Origin of the sequence: Finegoldia sp. BIOML-A1 (assembly GCF_009678325.1) — a bacterium.
In the GTDB taxonomy this organism is placed as follows: Bacteria; Bacillota; Clostridia; order Tissierellales; family Peptoniphilaceae; genus Finegoldia; species Finegoldia magna.
The window spans coordinates 34,536-51,953 of the sequence record NZ_WKZF01000010.1 but is presented as its reverse complement, the minus strand read 5'-3'; the positions used below and the strand labels follow the sequence as shown (position 1 = coordinate 51,953).

Sequence of the window (17,418 nt, the reverse complement as noted above, 5' to 3'; positions counted from 1 at the left end):
AATAAAAGTATATTTTAAAAAAATATCAGCTCACAACCTATCAGGAGGAGCTGATACACAAAACTTTTCACATACCCAATTTGCATTTTATAAAATTTTGTATGTCATTTACCTCTAATATTTGAGATCTTAAATTTTTAACCCGATTAATTCTATTATTTCTCCACAGCAAATTCTAGCTGTTTCAGTTTGCCGTTTTCGATAATAAAATTTTTATGTGCAATTTTTTCAAATTCTTTATCATGGCTTACTACAATTATAGTTTTACCCAATTTGTTTAGTTTTACAAGTGTATCAATTACTATCTTTTTATTTTCACTATCTAACGATCCTGTCGGTTCATCTGCTAGCATTATTTCATACGGCTTAACCATATTTCTCGCGAGAGCTACTCTTTGTTGTTCTCCACCCGATAGTTCATATATTTTTGATTTAATCTTGTCTTCTATTCCCATGTCCATAAGAGCTTTTTGGATGATTGATTTTTTATCTGTACTTCTGCTGTATTTTACTGCCAAATTTAAATTTTCTTGAACTGTCATATTATCCACCAATGCAAAGTTTTGAAAAAGATATGCTATTTTATACCTTCGTAAAAGTTCAGATTCTTTTCTATTTCTAATTGGATTATGTTCAGAAAAGCAAATCAATTCCCCTTCATCATATTCTTCAAGCGTTCCTATTATATTTAATAGCGTTGTCTTGCCACCACCACTTTTACCAAAAATGCAAATAAAATCTCCTTCATAAATGTCAAGATTAATATTTTCTAATATTTTATGGTTCCCATATTTTTTCGATATATTTTTCAATGATATTTGAGGTTTATCAATATTCATTTAATTACCTTCCTTTATCTTTCTCACTAAACTTTTTTCGTTCTTTTTTACGTTAATAATTTCATATATGAAACAAATAATAATACTAATAATTGACATAATTAGACAAATTACTAATTTTCTTAAATTCCACCCATCTCTTGGTTCAAAAAACCCAAAACTTCTAAAATATATCGTAAAGAGTATTATCATAAAACAAATAATAACACTTACGATAAACCCAACTATAATCTGAATTATTTTAGATTTATGGATAGATTTAAAATCATATCCCAGTAATCTAGAAACGTAGATTTTTTGTCCGTAATTATAAAAATATGATTCTTCATCTATTTTTATCGTTACAAACAATACTAAAACCGATAATAAAAATCCTAAAAGATAAATAATAGTTTCCGTCTTATACATTTCTATTTTTTCAATGACTTCATCATAAATGCTTGTAACGTAAAGTATATAAGGAGACGATTCTGTTTTTTGAATAACTGGTTTTAAATATTCATAGCACTTATTAGGATTTGAAATATAAGGATGAAACTTCCCGTTAACCAATGATGGTAGTTTAATCTCTCCAGTAGGAACTAATTCTTTGCCATTAACCATAATCAAAGCATAATTCAATATATCTGGACTATTTATTTTTTGCTGACTATCAAATGTAAAAACTTGTTGATTTCCCTTAATTTTAATATACTTCTCACTGACATTTTCTTGTTTAGTTGTACAATTAAACACATGTGATTTTCTTATATTTTGCCTATCATTATCAGTTATTGAAATGTTTTCAGGTACAAATATAATCCATTCATTAGAATTAGACGTATATTTAGCTAATGGTCTGTCTTTTTCATCAACCAAATTATTTAGTTCAAGATAATTTTTGTTGATATAAGCATACCTTCCTCTAAAAAACTGATTGTTTAAATATTCATCATCATTTTCATGTTGGATATTTGGTGTGAAAAATAGTATTGCGCCTTTAGAATCTAATTCATCCCATAAATTATTTAATTTAGGTACTACTATTTTTTCAAATTTATCATCATTTTCAACATAAGTCCACGGCCATGCACAAGCTATATTTGCATAATTCTTCGATTTCTCCCATGCATCAAAATATGAAGTAGAAGTAACATAATCGCTTAATCCAAACACAGTTACAACAAATAGATACAGGACAACAGAAAATGAAATAACTTTAAAAATCACAGGACTTATTTTATATCTTTTTTTGTAGCCTTTTAACCACGAAATAGTGCTAACATTCTTAACTCTAAAGTAAAGCATAAGAAAATAGAATAGTATCAATGTAAATCCTATTAATCCAAGTAATAATAATATTGGTTTGATGGATATTAAAAATCCGATTATTGAGTCTGGGTTTGTCAAATAAAATAAAAAGCTAAACATTCCTAACCATGAAATTAATATAGGAATTGCTAATAAATTCATAGCCTTTTTATAGCAAAAACTCAATTTATCATGACCTAATAAAGAAATTATTGATATTTCTTTAGAAAGTGATGAATTATAAATTACAACACTAAATAATAAAGCAAAAATAATTACTAAAATAAGCATTGCGTATAATATGGCTTGTTTTTGAGTGATTTCACTGGCAACTGAAAAAGATTGGTCAATTGTAGCATCAATTTTCAATTCTTTTCTACCATTTAATTCGTCGATAAATTTCTTAATATTAGAAGGTGATGCTTTAATATGATAATCCCCATTAAAAGTATGATTTTCAATCTTAGAATATTCGAAAAAATCAACCTCTTTGCTTGTCAAAATGCTTCTTTTATCTACATTTTCAAACTTATTAATCCCGTTATTATTTTCATCGATATCAATATTCTTAAATGATTTTTTAAACCACTTAGCATCATCAAGGTAAATAAATATATTTATTTTTTGTTTTTCTTTTAATGAATTTTTGGGTATGTAGACTTCTTTTATGAAACTAATTTTATTTTTCTTCGCAATTTTTTGAATTTCAATGATATTATTTCCAATATTTTGTGGCTTGGTAGTTATATTTACAGTAGTATTAAATTCTCTTATAAAAAACTCCATAAAACGTGAATCGTTACTATAGAAAAATCCTAATCCTACAACAAAAACCAATAAAAATGTTAATAAGCGTATTATTTTTTTCATAAACTATCCCCCCTTATGACTTGCCAATAAAAAACTAACCTTATAAATTCATTATAGGTTAGTCTTCAAAATAAGAGATTAAGTTTTTTTGTATAAAATATTGCTTTTTTCTTTCTTTTTTAATAAACCGGAATGTTTACATTTGCAATTACCCAATTATCTTTATTGCACACTTCAAATTCTCCATTCAAATGTGTCACAATATCATTCACAATTGTAAGTCCAACTCCAGATCCATTGTTTTTTATGCGATTTCGTGACATATCTCCGCGATAAAATTTATTTTTCACCAATTTCCAATCTACGTTCAAATCATTTTCGACTTCATTTTTAACCGTCAAATTTAATGATTTATCCTTTATCTCAACTTCAACAATTATGGTTGTACCCTTTTTTGAGTATTTGGTCGCGTTCGATACCAAATTATCCAAAATTCTCACGAGTAATTCAGGGTCTGTATTAATTTCTTTACCAGAAGTATTTGCAAATCTAATATCCAAAACATTATCGTTTACTAATGTTTTTCTTTCTTCTTCCCATTGTTTTAAGAATAGTTCGACATCAAACTTTTTGATATTAATAGGGATTTCATTCAAATTGAATTTCAAATAAGAAAAGAAATTTTCACTCAAACTATTTAATGATTTCACATTTTCGTAGATAACTTTTATAAACTTTCGTTGCTGTTCATCAGTTAAATTATCTTCATCGTAAAGCAAAGTAGAATAACCCAATAAATTTGATAGTGGAGTTTTGATATCGTGTGCCAAATACGTCAGCAAATCTGTTTTTTCCTTATATGCTAGTTCATAATTATTTTCCATCTCTAAAATGAGTTTTCTAATATTAATGAAATCCAATCTTTCGTTAGATAAAGATTCGTGGAATTCTCCAATAGTAGGTACTTCGCCTTTAATATATTTAATTCCAGATTCAAAATACTCGCGATATTTTTCGAATTCTTTATTCTGAATATAAAAGCATCCGATGATTATGAAGATTACCCCTAGCATAATGAAAAAGTAATTACCAAATCCAAAATAAATCTTATATATTGGACTTAACTCGGCTTCTGTATCGATATTATAAATTATCAAACTATCTATCAATTGATGAAAAGCAAATGTAATAAAAATTCCAACAGCTATCCATAAACATTGATACAGAATAATTCTTTTAATATATGAATTTTCTTTACGCATTAATCTTATACCCCACTCCCCAAATTGTCTTTATTATTGAACTTATTCCATGTTTTTCAAATTTACTTCGTATTCTTCTTATATGCACCATAACAGGATTTACCTCTGTTGATAGCACTTCATCTTTCCATATTCTATAATGTATTTCGTCCATATTATGAACATCATCAGGTTTTTCCATCAACAGCCACAAAATTTCGAATTCTTTCGGCGTTAAAGTTATTTCTATTTCATTGTAAAAGCTTTTATGAGTTTTTCTGTTTAAACGCAAATTTCCTACAACTAGTTCGTCAGGTTCGTATTCTTCATAGTTTACAGATTTTACAGCAGAAAATTCATAACTTCTTCTAAGATTGGATTTAATCCTAGCGACTAATTCTGTTGGATCAAATGGTTTTATGATATAGTCATCTGCACCCATGTTTAATCCTTGCACTTTATGAATCGAATCTTCCAAAGCCGTCAGCATAATTATTGGAATTGTAGATTTTTCTCGTATTTGTTTGCATATCTCAAATCCATTAATATCTGGAAGCAATAAGTCCAATAATATTAAATCATAGTGATTTTGATGGAAACTTTCTACTGCTTTTTTACCTGTATGAAAAATATCTATCTCCCATCCTTCTGGAATCAAATACATCTTAATTAATTCTGATAAATCAATATCATCTTCAACTACCATAATTTTCATATTTTCTCTCGTCCTTAAATCTTATATTATTATATTTCATCGTGTTAAACCAGTTTTTTATCTTCAATAAACAAAATCCTATCCGAAATTCTTTTTGCTTGGTCCATGTTATGTTTAGAAATTATTATGATGTATTTATGTGACAAATTATTAAGCAAGTTTTCTATCGCCAATGTGTTTTGCAAATCCAAAGATGAGCAAGGTTCATCAAATATCAGTATTTTGGGATTTGTTGTGAGCATTCTGGCTATGCAAAGTCTTTGTTTTTGTCCTCCAGATAGTTTGTTGGCGTTCATTTTCAAGTGTCTTTTCGTTTGAATTAGTTTTGTTAGAATTATTGGCGCATCCTGTAAATCCGATCGCCATAACCATCATTAAAACTAGTAACTTGTAAGGTTTTTTCATATTAACCACCTAATTTTTATAGTTATATTATATCACATATATTTTATTTTTATTTATATGATAACACTATAAATCCCCCCTCATTTATTGAATTATTCTATAATTAAGATTTCTCTTGTTGTATTTGATAAGATTATATTACAAAGGCAATGCAAATTGTCTAAAAAATAGGAGGTAATTTATGGATAGTAAAGAAGTATTGGCTGAAAACTCAAAATTATTTGGAGAACATTTACCAGATGTAGCTAAGAATTTCTCTGGTATGTGTGGAGAAATTTTTAAAGACGGAAAATTATCTTTGAAGGAAAAAGAATTGATAGCTCTTGCAATCGGAATTACTGTAAAATGCGACGGATGTATAGTTCATCACACTAAAGGATGTATTGATGCAGGTTGTACAATCGAAGAAATCTCAGAAATGATGGAAGTTTGCGTTGCTATGGGTGGTGGCCCTGCTACAGTTTACGCTGGAAAATCTTTGAGAATTGCTGAAGAATTATTAAAATAAGTGTGCAAAGCTGGCTACTAATTTGTTTTAGTAGCTAGTTTTTTTGGTGGAAATTTTTCTAGTTTTGGAATATGATTATGTTAAAAGGGGGAGTTTATGAACGCGGATTATACGAAGAAAATGATAATGGAAAATTTAATCAATCTTCTAAACAGGATGCCTCTGAATAAAATTACAGTGAGAAAACTAGCTGAAGAATGTGGAATCAACAGAAATACTATTTATTATCATTTCAAAGATTTGAATCAAATCATAGACACGATTTTTGAGATAAGACTTAAGAGAGTTTTGAATGAGTCGGAAAATATTTCTTGGGAGGATAATTTTATCGAAGAGTTTCAGTTTGCTATTGATAACAAAACTGCAATTTATCACATTTACAATTCTATTTCTAGAAAAACACTGTCTGATTATTTGTACAATAAATCGGGACAAATTATGAGAAACTACATAGAAAATGTGAACAAGGAAATTCACGCTAAAAATGATGACAAGGAGATTATTATTAAATTCTTCCAAAGTGCGATTACGGATTTAATTATCAGATGGCTGAATTCGGGAATGGATGAGGATATCGAAGAGAAGATTAAAAGGATTGGATTTTTATTAAAAGATACTGTTAAATCTTCATTAACTAGGAGTAAAATGAATTAATTATTGGATTTTAAGTCGTTTTTGTTAGATTTTTAGGCAAATACGTAATTTTGTCCAAAGACTTTGATTAGCGTTTGAGATACAATGAAGTTAAGATATATATCTATTGAACTGATTCTAAAAAATTTTAATATATGAAAAGGTGGTTATATGAAAATTATAGAAGCTGGAAAAAGATATGGATTTGATAAGGTATTCGATTATGTTGCGAAGGATCCTCAAAAACGAGGGGTACAATTAGTCGAATGGGCAGAAAACCTTTCTCACGGAGATTTTTCGCCTCAAATTAAAATTATAATGGACGTTTTTGAAGACGAAAATCACCCTTACCATAGTTTTGTGATGAAAATTTTCCAAGAAGTTGACAAAAAACAAATTAAAAAAGTAGCGTATAACTTTTTTATGAATGCGTCTGTTTTGGGATGGCAAACTCAACAAAAATACAGAGAAGAATACAATTGTAATATCCCATGGGCGATTTTGTTGGATCCTACATCTGCGTGCAACTTAAAATGTACTGGATGTTGGGCTGCTGAATACGGCTACAAACAAAACTTAAGCTATGATGAGATTGATTCTATCATCACTCAAGGAAAAGAATTGGGAACTTACATGTACATATACACAGGCGGTGAACCTCTTGTGCGTAAAGATGATTTGATTAAATTGTGTGAAAAACACAACGACTGTGTATTCTTATCATTTACTAATGCAACTTTAATTGACGAAGATTTCGTAGACGAAATGCAAAGAGTTGGTAATTTCATTCCTGCGATTTCACTTGAAGGTTTTGAAGAAGCAACTGACGGTAGACGTGGAGATGGCGTTTATAAAAAAGTAATCAAAGCAATGAAGATGCTACAAGAACGTCATTTGATTTACGGTATTTCTTGCTGCTACACTTCACAAAACTTTGATTCAATTACAAGCGAAGAATACTACGATTACCTAATAGAGTTAGGGGCGTATTTCGTGTGGTACTTCCACTATATGCCAGTTGGAAATGCTGCTGTAACTGATTTACTACCTACTCCTGAACAAAGAAAACAAACTATCGAACGTCTTAGAAAATACAGATCTGAAAAACCATTATTCGCATTGGATTTCCAAAACGATGCTGAATATGTTGGTGGCTGTATTGCCGGTGGAAGAAGATATCTTCACATTAATGCATCCGGCGATGTAGAACCTTGTGTTTTCATTCACTACAGCGATTCTAATATCAGGGAAAAATCTTTGTTGGATTGTTTGAGAGCTCCCCTATTTACAAAATATCACGACGGTCAACCATTCAACGATAATATGTTGATGCCTTGCCCAATGCTTGAAAATCCAAACGAACTCAGAGAAATGGTTCATATCACTGATGCAAAATCTACTGATTTGGAATCTAAGCAAACTGTAGATTCACTTTGTGGTAACTGCGATGAATATGCGAAAAACTGGGAAGTTGAAGCAGAAGAAATCTGGGACAAGAGTCCTAAGAAGGAAAGATTCAAAGGTTCATATCACACAATGAATCGCCAAGAAACAATGAAATCAAAATAATTTCAATGAGCAGCTTTTAATAAGCTGCTTTTTGTATGCAAAATTTTCTGTTGAATAAAAAATATTTAACTGGGTATAATTTTGTAAGAGGTGTAATATGAGATTTATTGAAAAAAGTACGATTTATTTGGCTGGTGGATGTTTTTGGGGAGTGGAAGCTTATTTCAAAAAATTACAAGGCGTCATTGACACTGACACAGGCTATGCAAATGGCGAAGGAACAGACACTGATTATAGAAGAGTAAAACAAACTCATCACGCAGAGACGGTGAGAATTGTCTATGATAAAAACAGGTTGGATTTGGCTGAAATTTTACTTCATTATTTCAGAATTATCAATCCAATTTCTGTGAATAGGCAAGGAAACGATGTTGGCGAACAATACAGAACGGGAATTTTCTACGAAGATGAAAAAGATTTGGAAATAATCAATTCTGTTGTGAATTACATTCAATCAAAATACGATGAAAAGCTAACTGTTTTGGTTGAAAGATTAGAAAATTTTGTGTTGGCAGAAGATTATCACCAAGATTATTTGGACAAAAATCCTGGTGGATATTGTCACATCAATTTGAATGCTTTTGATGAGGATTTGGATACGACTGAATACAAGAAAATGTCCGATGAAGAATTGAAACAAAATCTATCCGATGTGAGCTACAGGGTTACTCAAAACGAAGCGACTGAACGCCCTCACACATCTTCTTATAATGATTTTGATGAAAGAGGAATCTATGTCGACATCGTAAGTGGTGAGCCGTTATTTTCTTCAAAGGACAAATACGATGCGGGCTGTGGTTGGCCATCATTTACGAAAACTATTACGTCGAGTTCTGTAAATTATTCTGATGATCACAAATTATCCAGAGTTAGAACTGAAGTTAGAAGCAAACACGCTGACAGTCATTTGGGTCATGTGTTCGACGATGGTCCTAGTGAAAAAGGCGGTCTTAGGTATTGCATCAACGGTGCAAGTTTGAGATTTGTCCCATTAGAAAAAATGGAAGAAGAAGGATATTCACAATATATTCCATTCGTATAAATTGGAAAATCACAAGGAGGATTTCGTTCCTCCTTTTTTTGTGTGCAAATTTATTTATTGGGCTTTTTAGGTGTTTACAAATCGCACGAAAACTGGGATAATATATCTGAAATTAAATAAGAGGAGGAAAAAATGGATAAAAAGAAAGCAAATTTACTTGCTAAATTAGCGTTATTAATAGTAGCTATCCTTTGGGGAAGCTCTTTGACTGTAGTTAAGCAATCTTCCAAAACATTCAATCCCAACTTTATCTTGGCTATAAGATTTACGTTGGCAGCCATTTTATTATCAATTATTTTCTGGAAGAGGCTTCGCCAAGCAAAATATGACGACATAAAAAACGGACTTTTGATAGGAATATTTTTGTTCATGGCGTATTCATCACAAACTTTGGGGGTAAAATTCGCAGATCCTGGTAGAAGCGGATTCTTATCTGCATCTTATTGCGTAATCGTGCCGTTTTTGGGTTGGATTGTATTCAAGCAAAGACCAGACCGATACAATTTGTCGGCGGCAGCTTTGTGTATAACGGGAATATTTTTCATATCGCTTTCGGGATCGAGCGCTCACGTGGATAATCCGTTGGCATGGCTTGGAGATTTACTAGCTTTACTTAGCGGATTGTTGTTCGCATCGCACATCATCGCAGTAAGCGCCCTTGCAAGAGACCGTGACCCTATCGTCATGACGATATTGCAATTTATAATGGCGGCTGTGTTATCTTGGATAACTACAATTGTAGTAGAAGACAATTCAAATCTTGTCGTAACTTCAAGATCTGTGATGGAATTATTGTACTTAGCTGTGATGTGTACTGCCGTTGCACTTTTACTTCAAAACATCGGACAAAAATACACAAACCCATCCACTGCTGCAATTATTTTGGGATTCGAGTCAATATTTGGAATTTTAATTCCTGTACTTATCGGAATCGAATCATTGACAGTTTTCTCAGTAATCGGTTTTGTATTCATATTCGCAGCGATTCTTGTCAGCGAGACAAAACTTTCGTTCTTGAAAAAGAACACAATAACAGCACAATAAATAGTACTTTTTAAGTACCAATTAAAAAACAGATAGCTAATTACAGCTATCTGTCTTTGTTTTGGCGGAGAAAGTGGGATTCGAACCCACGTGGGAAATAATCCCAAACGCATTTCGAGTGCGCCCCGTTATGACCACTTCGATATTTCTCCAAATATAATAATATTATAGCACTTTTGTTGATTTAATCAAAAAATGTATTTTTGTTTTATCTTTGATATAATAATATTGAAATATAATTGGAGGAAATATGAAAATAATAGGACTTACACCACTTTATAACGTGGCAGAAAACAGACTTTTTATGCTTAGAAAATACATTGAACTTATCGAAAGAAACGGAGCTTACGCAGTGATTCTTCCGTTCAATTCCGATAGGAAATTCTTAGAAGAAATCGTCGACAGGTTGGACGGAATCGTGTTTACAGGAGGACTTGATGTGGCTCCATCATATTACAATGAAGACAAGATTTTGGAATGTGGAATTTCATCAAATGTACGCGATGAATTGGAATTTAATCTGATGGATATTTGCTACAAAAAGGACATTCCCACTTTGGGAATTTGTCGTGGATTGCAAATAATGAATGTGTATTTGGGCGGAACTTTGTATCAGGATTTGAAAAAACAAAAGAACATCTCCATCATTCACTCTCAAGACAAACCTTACAATGATTTGGTTCACGAGGTTACAAATTACGGAATGTTCAAAGAAAAATTTGGCGACAGATTTTATGTGAATAGCCTTCATCATCAAGCTATCAAAGATGTTGCAGAAAATCTTGATGTGTTACAAAAATCTTCTGATGATATAGTGGAAGCGGCATACGTTAAGGACAAGAAGTTCTTCTTGGGAGTGCAATACCATCCCGAAATGGCGTTGGATACTTTGGCTCAAGGACACGAAATTGTCAAAATGTTTTTGGATTCAATAAAATAGATTCAATAAATTATGTAAACCTGTGATTGTCACAGGTTTTTTTATTTTCCTAAAACTTAGGAATAAATCTTATCAGAATTTACGCTTATCGTTGACATAAGCTTGGTTGAAAATATTTCTGTCGATGTGAAGGAAATCCAATATTTCGTAGCTTTTTGGATATCTTCCCGAAAGCACAACTTTTCCATCTACAACTGTGATTGGAAGTTTCATCCCGTCATCAATTTTCTGTGCAATTCCCTGTTGTTCGAATATTTCGGGATTCTTGTTTAATTTGAACCTGTCGACAACGACATTCTTTGTTTTTAATTTCTCCAAGAAAAATGACAACATAACAGAATTTCTATTATCCATTTCATTTTCGAACAAATTATTCTCGTCTACTTTGTTCTCAAAAATCATCATTTTCATACTATCACCTATTATAATTATATCAGATAATAATGTGCTTTATTTGTGATAAAATAGTTGTAACAAATTCAAGGAGATTATCATGCAACTTTTAAACGAAACCCAAAGGAAAAATTATTTGGATATTTGGCACAGAGACAAGGGAATATCAAGTTCTGGTCTTAAAGTAATTGCCTGCATATCCATGCTTATCAGTCACATTGTGCAATGCAACATGCTTCAAAAATTCAACATTTATCCTACGATGACACTCACATCATCTGACTGGAGAGTCACAGTAGGAGCGTTAATGCTTTTTATCGGAAGAATTGCGTTTCCGATTTTCGCATTTTTAATCGTAAATGGAATGTTCCTAACTAGAAGCGTAGAAAAATACATAGTAAGGTTGTTTTCGTTTGCGATTATTTCAGAAATTCCTTTTGATTTGGCGATTAGTGGTGAAATGTTCGATTTTTATCACCAAAATGTGTTCTTCACGTTGGCACTTTCTGCGTGTCTTATATTTATCGTTGAAAAAATCGATAAGTTCGATCAATCAAATTTAATAAAGGCGATTTTCAAGCTAATTTCCGTAGCCATATTCTGTGTAATCGCCAATTACTACCATACAGATTATTCTATGCTTGGAATTTTAGCGGTGTTTTTGTTGTATTTGGGCTCATCTTCCAGAAGAAACACTTACATAGCGATATTGTTCGGGTATTTTTTCGAAGCGTATATGTATTTGTTCGTGTATCTGTCGATTCCCATCATTCACTTTTACAACGGCAAAAAAGGCAATATCAACAAATGGGCATTCTACATTTTCTATCCAGCTCATTTGTTATTGATAAGTTTCGTTCGTGATTTCATTTTATAGTTTGAATTTTAATCTAAAATACATTAGAATTATATATTATACTTTTAATGGAGAATTTTATGGAGAAAACTAAAAAACAAAGTGAAATTTCGCTGGAATCTTTTGTGACAATCGCTGTCGTTTTCGGACTTTTCGGCTACATTGCAAAAGTTATGGGTCTTGGCAATATGTTTAATACTTTGATGAAAACGGCGCACGATTTGCTGCTTAACACTGTGTTTTTCATAATGGCAATCGCAGTTTTAACAGGTGCGTTGTCCAAGCTTCTAAGCGAATTTGGGGTTATTGCGCTAATCAACAAGATCATCAGCCCTATTATGAAACCACTTTACAATTTACCTGGAGCTTCGGCGCTTGGTATATTGACGACTTTTTTGTCGGATAATCCGGCAATCATTGGACTTGCAAAGGACAAAGGATTTGCCAAATATTTTAAGAATTATCAGCTTCCTACGTTGTGCAATTTGGGAACATCGTTCGGAATGGGATTTATCGTGTGGACTTTTATGTCTTCACTTGGAAATGGTACGGAATTTTTCAAGGCGGCATCCCTTGGAGTTTTGGGAGCAGTCGTGGGATCTGTGGTGTCCGTAAGAATTATGATGCATTTCACGAAAAAATTCTACGCCGATACTGATGAACAAGTGGAATTTGAAGAAAAACAAATCTTAGATGAAAAAGAAGATTTAACTTTGATGGAGAGAATTTTAAATTCTATACTCGAAGGAGGAAAATCCGGTGTGCAAGCAGGAATGGATATTATTCCTGGTGTTGTTGTGATTTGTACGTTGGTTATGATACTCACATCAACTGGAACTGTTGAAAACGGAACCGTAATCTACACTGGAGCAGCCTACGAAGGAGTCGGTTTGATTCCAAAACTTGGAGCATTGCTAAATCCCATTTTGAAACCATTGTTTGGATTCACCTCATCAGAATGCATTGCATTTCCACTTACAGCTTTGGGAAGTGTCGGAGCAGCGCTTGGACTCGTTCCAAAATTATTGGAGAAAAATTTAATCACCGGAAATGATATCGCTGTTTTCACAGCGCTTGGAATGTGTTGGTCAGGATATTTGTCCACACATGTTGGAATGATGGACACATTAAACGCCAGAAAACTAGCCCCAAAAGCTATCCTTTCTCACACAATCGGAGGACTTGCAGCTGGAATCAGCGCACATTTCTTGTACTTATTATTAGGATAAAAAAATCCAACTTTACAATAAAAGTAAAGTTGGATTTTTTATTTGATTAATTTGGACAGTGTTTTAAATTCAGGACTTCCCGCCCTCTTCAAAATATCGAAAATCAACGTTTCAGAATTGATAACCAAGCAATTCATTTCTCTAAAATTTGCTATAGCATTCATTTTGTTTTCCACACGTCTGCTTGTAACGCAATCTTCAAGCACAATCATTTTATATTCGTCAATCAAATCACGTATCGTTTGGTAGACACAAATGTGAGTTTCCGCTCCGACAACTACGATTTGTTTCCTGCTAGTTTTTTCGATTTCATTCATAACATCATCAAGCTTTGCAGTAAAATCTACCTTGTCGAACACCTTCGTTTCGTATTCTTTCAAACATTCTACAGTATCTCCAAGTCCTTTCGGATATTGACGTGTCGTAATCACAGGAATGTCGTAAATTCTTGCCATCTCCAACACAGCCTTCGTGTGATTAAGCACGTATTCATTATCGTGAAGAACAGGCACCAATTTTTCTTGCAAATCAATCAACAAAATTATCATATCGTCTTTGTTCACATTAAACTTTTCCATATCTCACCTCAAAACTATCATACCATAAAAAAAGCACGCCACACAGCGCGCTTTGATTTATTTATTTTCTTTTTTATCATCATCTTTTGATGATGTGTTAACACTATTTTTAAATTCGTTTATAGCGCTGCCAATTGCTTTTCCAATTTCTGGTAATTTTGCAGGTCCAAATATTACAAGCGCTATTACTAATATTAATATTAATTCTGTAGGTCCTATTCTTGAAAACATCTTATCACCTCTTATCTATAACAACTAAGTTAGCTTCGACCTTTGACTCTTCCATCTTACACTTTTTATCCTTAGATAACAAGTGTTTTACATCTCCAAAATCCAATGCTCTTGTATTGCAAACTGTAATGCATGCTGGAAGTTGATTTTCTTCTAATAAATCTACACAGAAATCGCATTTTCTTGATTTGTGTGTTTTTTGATCAATAAATGGTGCGTTGTATGGGCACACTTTTGCGCACACACCACAGCCGATGCATTTTTGTTTGTTAACCAATACTACTTTGAATTTATTCTCTCTATTCATCGCTCCTGTTGGACAGTTTTCAATACAAGGAGCTTTTTCACAGTTATTGCATGACATAGTTGAATAAGTTAATTTTACATTAGGAAATTGTCCTTCTTCTTTTTCTTCTACTTTTCTAAAATTATTTCCAACTTCAACTTTGCACTTGTCCTTGCACGTTACTACGCAAGCTTTGCATCCTGAACATTTATTTTTATCAACAAAAAATCCTAATTTCATTTTACAATTTCACTCCTAAATCTACTTCCCAATCTTTTTTCAAATCTTTAGAAACTTTTTCTACGTTTGCAATTATTGTACCCCATGATTCAACATCTGGTCCCGATGGAAAATCACCTGACAATACATTAGGTGAGCCTGCGATACAATCTTCTCCTTCAATGTTGACCCACGCTCCTTCGTGAATCACTACAACTCCAGGCATAACTCTTTCACTTAATTTCAAAGTTCTTAGGATAGAGCCTCTATCATTGTAAATTCTAATCGTATCTTTTTGTTTGAAGCCTTTTTCATTTGCATCTTTAGGATTCATAACAACATCGTATTCAAATGCTTCTCTTAGCCAGTCTACTTGATTGAATACTGTGTGAGTTCCTCTTAAATCGTGAACAGTCAACACTTGATATGGATATTTTCCTTTGACTCCTTTTTCAAAATCAGAAAAAGTCGCTTCGTATCCTTCAGTAGCTGGAACGTATTTTGCATAAGCGTAGCCTTCGTTCCATCCCGCCTTGTCGACTTTTTTCTTAAGTGCAGGACTGTAGATTTCGATTTTGCCGCTCTCTGTCTTCAATTTGTTTTTAACAGGATCTTCTCTGAATTTTTTGTTGTGAATAAAGCCTAATTTATCATCTGGATTTCTTTTGACTTGGTACTTTCCATCTTTTTGAAGTTGTAGAATTGGTACTCTTCCTTGTTGTGGTTTACCTTCTACATTTAGCTTTTTCAAGTCTTCATTTGTAATGCTTACTAAGTTTTCAAATGTTTTGCCGTCTTCTTTTACAACTTTAGATGATGCAATAATATTGAAACATCTTTGAGCGTTAGAAATTGGGTCTGCTTTTTCAGGATCCAGTCCCAATCTTTTTGCAAGTTCTCTTGCAATCCAAGCATCGTCTTTTGATTCAAAGTATGGATCCATTACTTTTTGTGACCATATCAATAGCTCTCTACTTTCTTGCAATACTTCTCCTTCTTTTTCCCAAGGAGTTGTTACAGGAAGTACCAAATCAGAAAATTGCGCTTCTGGAGTAAATGTAAAATGATTTGTAACTACAAAATCGACTTTCCTGTGAGCTTCGATTCCTTTGTTTGTGTTGTTTGATTGATTAAGAGCTGCACAGTGACTGTGGTATATCACGTGAATATCCAATGGTTTTTTGCCCTTGTCTCCGTCCGTATAAGTATTGGATAAAATATCTTCCCAGTGTTCTGTCGTACACAATTTTGGTTTCTTGAGTGGATTTTTTATTTCTTCAATTCCATCTTTTCCCTTTTTAACCAAAGCTGGTCCACCATTTGTTGAGCATTCTTGTGCACTTACAGCAAAGCATCCACCTTTTACTCCGATGTTACCAGTCATGGCACCAAGTGCTGTTTGTGCCAAGCAAACGTGTTGTGCTTTTTCAACTCTGGCACTGTTCCATCCAAAAAGTGCTGTTGTAGGATGATTGTCCATTAGTAGATTTGCCAACTCTTCAATTCTTTTGACTTCTAGTCCACAAATCTTAGATGCCCATTCTGGTGTTTTTGGAAGATTATCGTATGTTCCCAAAACATAATCTTTGAAGTTTTCTTTTTTGTCGCTACCTTTGGGCATAGTTTTTTCGTCAAAGCCTTGTACGCATTTATCCAAGAAATCCCAGTCTATTACCTTATGGTCTTTCTTTTCATCTTCTTTCAAAATTAAATAGCAAATTGCAAGTATTAGTGGAGTATCTGTTGCTGGTCTGATTGGGAAATAATCATCTGCAATTAATGCAGCAGTTCTACTGTACATTGGGTCAATAGATATAATCTTGACTCCTTTTTCTTTTGCTCTTCTCAAGTTCATAAAAGGCATTCCCATTGCATTTTGTGCAGGGTTACATCCCCACAAAATTATAAGTTTTGAATTCAAAAGCTCATATCTATCATTTAATGCATGGCGTTTTTGATTAATTCCTAAAATAGGTTCCATTCCTTGTTTCCACGCACCTCTGGATCTACTTCCATATTTTTTTACATATCCACCGAACAACGACATAGTTCTCTTCATTTCTCCACCATTAATTAGATAGATGGATTCATTGCCGTAATTTTTCTTAGCTTTTTGTAATTGATCAGCCAATATATCCAACGCTTCGTCCCATGAAATTCTTTCCCAAGTATCTCGTCCTCTCAAATCTTTTCCAGTTTTTCCTTCTGGGTCAAAATGAGTTCTCTTCATTGGATATTTCAATCTTTCTTTTCCAATTATTTGCGCTTTTTGTGATAATCCTCTAACACAAGCTCTAATTTGTGGATAATCGTATGTATCTTCATGTGAATCATCTGTTTTTAACCTAGTGATTACTCCATCTTTTACTCCTGCTTTTAGAATGCATTTACCCCCGCAATTGTGCCAACATGGCGCATTTTTCCACACCAAATCTTCAGCTTTAAGAATATTTTCTTCGTTGTTAGAAAATTCAACAAGTTGGTTACTACAACCTTCCAGTAAACTAACTGCCGTAATAGCCGTTAAACCTTTGATGAAACTTCTTCTGCTGATTTCTTTTTCTTCAATCAATTTTTTAATATTTCCCAA

The 17,418-nt window shown here is 32.7% G+C and carries 18 protein-coding genes and 1 tRNA gene; 8 read left to right on the top strand and 11 right to left on the bottom strand.

Translation table 11 applies throughout. The features are described from left to right. Positions 1-155: 155 nt before the first annotated feature. The 5 genes from GKG00_RS07935 to GKG00_RS09070 form a co-directional block, all read right to left on the bottom strand. Positions 156-839 carry an ATP-binding cassette domain-containing protein gene (locus GKG00_RS07935; protein WP_154254985.1) on the bottom strand — a complete coding sequence of 228 codons (684 nt, stop codon included), beginning with the start codon at positions 837-839 and terminating at the stop codon, positions 156-158. Then, positions 840-2,999 (bottom strand): hypothetical protein, encoded by a 2,160-nt coding sequence (locus GKG00_RS07930; RefSeq protein ID WP_154254984.1) that lies wholly within the window; start codon positions 2,997-2,999, stop codon positions 840-842. Positions 3,000-3,118: 119 nt separating this feature from the next. Beyond that, on the bottom strand, positions 3,119-4,201 hold the full coding sequence (locus tag GKG00_RS07925) for a HAMP domain-containing sensor histidine kinase (protein ID WP_154254983.1): 1,083 nt from the start codon (positions 4,199-4,201) through the stop codon (positions 3,119-3,121). Continuing rightward, complete coding sequence (locus tag GKG00_RS07920; protein ID WP_154254982.1) at positions 4,194-4,895, bottom strand: response regulator transcription factor; 702 nt, start codon at positions 4,893-4,895, stop codon at positions 4,194-4,196. Before GKG00_RS07920 ends, GKG00_RS07925 begins: the two co-directional genes overlap by 8 nt. A 44-nt stretch (positions 4,896-4,939) precedes the next feature. After that, a complete protein-coding gene (locus GKG00_RS09070) occupies positions 4,940-5,191 on the bottom strand; it encodes an ATP-binding cassette domain-containing protein (RefSeq protein WP_277752825.1) in 252 nt (83 codons plus the stop codon). A gap of 290 nt (positions 5,192-5,481) precedes the next feature. On the opposite strand from GKG00_RS09070, the gene GKG00_RS07905 reads away from it, so the two are divergent. From GKG00_RS07905 to GKG00_RS07885, 5 genes are all read left to right on the top strand, one after another. Then, positions 5,482-5,808: a carboxymuconolactone decarboxylase family protein gene (locus tag GKG00_RS07905; RefSeq protein ID WP_002835813.1), complete on the top strand. Its 327-nt coding sequence runs from the start codon at positions 5,482-5,484 to the stop codon at positions 5,806-5,808. 96 nt (positions 5,809-5,904) lie between these two features. Then, the gene (locus GKG00_RS07900; RefSeq protein ID WP_154254981.1) at positions 5,905-6,462 is read left to right on the top strand and encodes a TetR/AcrR family transcriptional regulator C-terminal domain-containing protein; all 558 of its coding nucleotides are present in this window, start codon (positions 5,905-5,907) and stop codon (positions 6,460-6,462) included. A gap of 150 nt (positions 6,463-6,612) precedes the next feature. Further along, entirely contained in the window at positions 6,613-8,010 is a 1,398-nt protein-coding gene (locus tag GKG00_RS07895; RefSeq protein WP_154254980.1) for a radical SAM protein, read from the top strand. Positions 8,011-8,107: 97 nt separating this feature from the next. Further along, positions 8,108-9,052: a peptide-methionine (R)-S-oxide reductase MsrB gene (msrB, locus tag GKG00_RS07890; protein WP_154254979.1), complete on the top strand. Its 945-nt coding sequence runs from the start codon at positions 8,108-8,110 to the stop codon at positions 9,050-9,052. Between the two features lie 132 nt (positions 9,053-9,184). Next, positions 9,185-10,096, top strand: a complete 912-nt coding sequence (locus tag GKG00_RS07885; protein WP_154254978.1) for a DMT family transporter — start codon at positions 9,185-9,187, stop codon at positions 10,094-10,096. Between the two features lie 62 nt (positions 10,097-10,158). On the opposite strand, the gene GKG00_RS07880 is transcribed toward GKG00_RS07885, so the two are convergent. Continuing rightward, positions 10,159-10,248, bottom strand: a tRNA-Ser gene (locus tag GKG00_RS07880). 98 nt (positions 10,249-10,346) lie between these two features. Between GKG00_RS07880 and GKG00_RS07875 the strand changes: the two genes are divergently transcribed. Next, positions 10,347-11,036: a gamma-glutamyl-gamma-aminobutyrate hydrolase family protein gene (locus GKG00_RS07875; RefSeq protein WP_154254977.1), complete on the top strand. Its 690-nt coding sequence runs from the start codon at positions 10,347-10,349 to the stop codon at positions 11,034-11,036. Between the two features lie 72 nt (positions 11,037-11,108). Here GKG00_RS07875 and GKG00_RS07870 read toward each other — a convergent pair whose 3' ends face one another. After that, the gene (locus GKG00_RS07870; RefSeq protein WP_154254976.1) at positions 11,109-11,447 is read right to left on the bottom strand and encodes an arsenic metallochaperone ArsD family protein; all 339 of its coding nucleotides are present in this window, start codon (positions 11,445-11,447) and stop codon (positions 11,109-11,111) included. A gap of 82 nt (positions 11,448-11,529) precedes the next feature. On the opposite strand from GKG00_RS07870, the gene GKG00_RS07865 reads away from it, so the two are divergent. Together GKG00_RS07865 and GKG00_RS07860 are read left to right on the top strand one after the other, a co-directional pair. After that, positions 11,530-12,306 carry a TraX family protein gene (locus GKG00_RS07865; RefSeq protein WP_154254975.1) on the top strand — a complete coding sequence of 259 codons (777 nt, stop codon included), beginning with the start codon at positions 11,530-11,532 and terminating at the stop codon, positions 12,304-12,306. A 59-nt stretch (positions 12,307-12,365) separates the two neighbouring features. Continuing rightward, positions 12,366-13,514 carry a hypothetical protein gene (locus tag GKG00_RS07860; RefSeq protein ID WP_154254974.1) on the top strand — a complete coding sequence of 383 codons (1,149 nt, stop codon included), beginning with the start codon at positions 12,366-12,368 and terminating at the stop codon, positions 13,512-13,514. A 38-nt stretch (positions 13,515-13,552) separates the two neighbouring features. On the opposite strand, the gene GKG00_RS07855 is transcribed toward GKG00_RS07860, so the two are convergent. The 4 genes from GKG00_RS07855 to GKG00_RS07840 are packed head-to-tail and all read right to left on the bottom strand — an operon-like array spanning position 13,553 to position 17,418. Further along, positions 13,553-14,092 carry an isochorismatase family protein gene (locus GKG00_RS07855; protein ID WP_154254973.1) on the bottom strand — a complete coding sequence of 180 codons (540 nt, stop codon included), beginning with the start codon at positions 14,090-14,092 and terminating at the stop codon, positions 13,553-13,555. A gap of 57 nt (positions 14,093-14,149) precedes the next feature. Next, the gene (locus GKG00_RS07850) at positions 14,150-14,323 is read right to left on the bottom strand and encodes a twin-arginine translocase TatA/TatE family subunit (protein WP_154254972.1); all 174 of its coding nucleotides are present in this window, start codon (positions 14,321-14,323) and stop codon (positions 14,150-14,152) included. A gap of 4 nt (positions 14,324-14,327) precedes the next feature. Further along, positions 14,328-14,849: a 4Fe-4S dicluster domain-containing protein gene (locus GKG00_RS07845; protein WP_154254971.1), complete on the bottom strand. Its 522-nt coding sequence runs from the start codon at positions 14,847-14,849 to the stop codon at positions 14,328-14,330. 1 nt (position 14,850) lies between these two features. Then, entirely contained in the window at positions 14,851-17,418 is a 2,568-nt protein-coding gene (locus GKG00_RS07840) for a molybdopterin-dependent oxidoreductase (RefSeq protein ID WP_154254970.1), read from the bottom strand.

What these genes read in the sequence shown, in the direction of transcription:
- GKG00_RS07935 (WP_154254985.1), bottom strand. Translation starts at nt 839, where the DNA reads ATGAATATTGATAAACCTCAAATATCATTGAAAAATATATCGAAAAAA.
- GKG00_RS07930 (WP_154254984.1), bottom strand. Translation starts at nt 2,999, where the DNA reads ATGAAAAAAATAATACGCTTATTAACATTTTTATTGGTTTTTGTTGTA.
- GKG00_RS07925 (WP_154254983.1), bottom strand. Translation starts at nt 4,201, where the DNA reads ATGCGTAAAGAAAATTCATATATTAAAAGAATTATTCTGTATCAATGT.
- GKG00_RS07920 (WP_154254982.1), bottom strand. Translation starts at nt 4,895, where the DNA reads ATGAAAATTATGGTAGTTGAAGATGATATTGATTTATCAGAATTAATT.
- GKG00_RS09070 (WP_277752825.1), bottom strand. Translation starts at nt 5,191, where the DNA reads ATGAACGCCAACAAACTATCTGGAGGACAAAAACAAAGACTTTGCATA.
- GKG00_RS07905 (WP_002835813.1), top strand. Translation starts at nt 5,482, where the DNA reads ATGGATAGTAAAGAAGTATTGGCTGAAAACTCAAAATTATTTGGAGAA.
- GKG00_RS07900 (WP_154254981.1), top strand. Translation starts at nt 5,905, where the DNA reads ATGAACGCGGATTATACGAAGAAAATGATAATGGAAAATTTAATCAAT.
- GKG00_RS07895 (WP_154254980.1), top strand. Translation starts at nt 6,613, where the DNA reads ATGAAAATTATAGAAGCTGGAAAAAGATATGGATTTGATAAGGTATTC.
- msrB (WP_154254979.1), top strand. Translation starts at nt 8,108, where the DNA reads ATGAGATTTATTGAAAAAAGTACGATTTATTTGGCTGGTGGATGTTTT.
- GKG00_RS07885 (WP_154254978.1), top strand. Translation starts at nt 9,185, where the DNA reads ATGGATAAAAAGAAAGCAAATTTACTTGCTAAATTAGCGTTATTAATA.
- GKG00_RS07875 (WP_154254977.1), top strand. Translation starts at nt 10,347, where the DNA reads ATGAAAATAATAGGACTTACACCACTTTATAACGTGGCAGAAAACAGA.
- GKG00_RS07870 (WP_154254976.1), bottom strand. Translation starts at nt 11,447, where the DNA reads ATGAAAATGATGATTTTTGAGAACAAAGTAGACGAGAATAATTTGTTC.
- GKG00_RS07865 (WP_154254975.1), top strand. Translation starts at nt 11,530, where the DNA reads ATGCAACTTTTAAACGAAACCCAAAGGAAAAATTATTTGGATATTTGG.
- GKG00_RS07860 (WP_154254974.1), top strand. Translation starts at nt 12,366, where the DNA reads ATGGAGAAAACTAAAAAACAAAGTGAAATTTCGCTGGAATCTTTTGTG.
- GKG00_RS07855 (WP_154254973.1), bottom strand. Translation starts at nt 14,092, where the DNA reads ATGGAAAAGTTTAATGTGAACAAAGACGATATGATAATTTTGTTGATT.
- GKG00_RS07850 (WP_154254972.1), bottom strand. Translation starts at nt 14,323, where the DNA reads ATGTTTTCAAGAATAGGACCTACAGAATTAATATTAATATTAGTAATA.
- GKG00_RS07845 (WP_154254971.1), bottom strand. Translation starts at nt 14,849, where the DNA reads ATGAAATTAGGATTTTTTGTTGATAAAAATAAATGTTCAGGATGCAAA.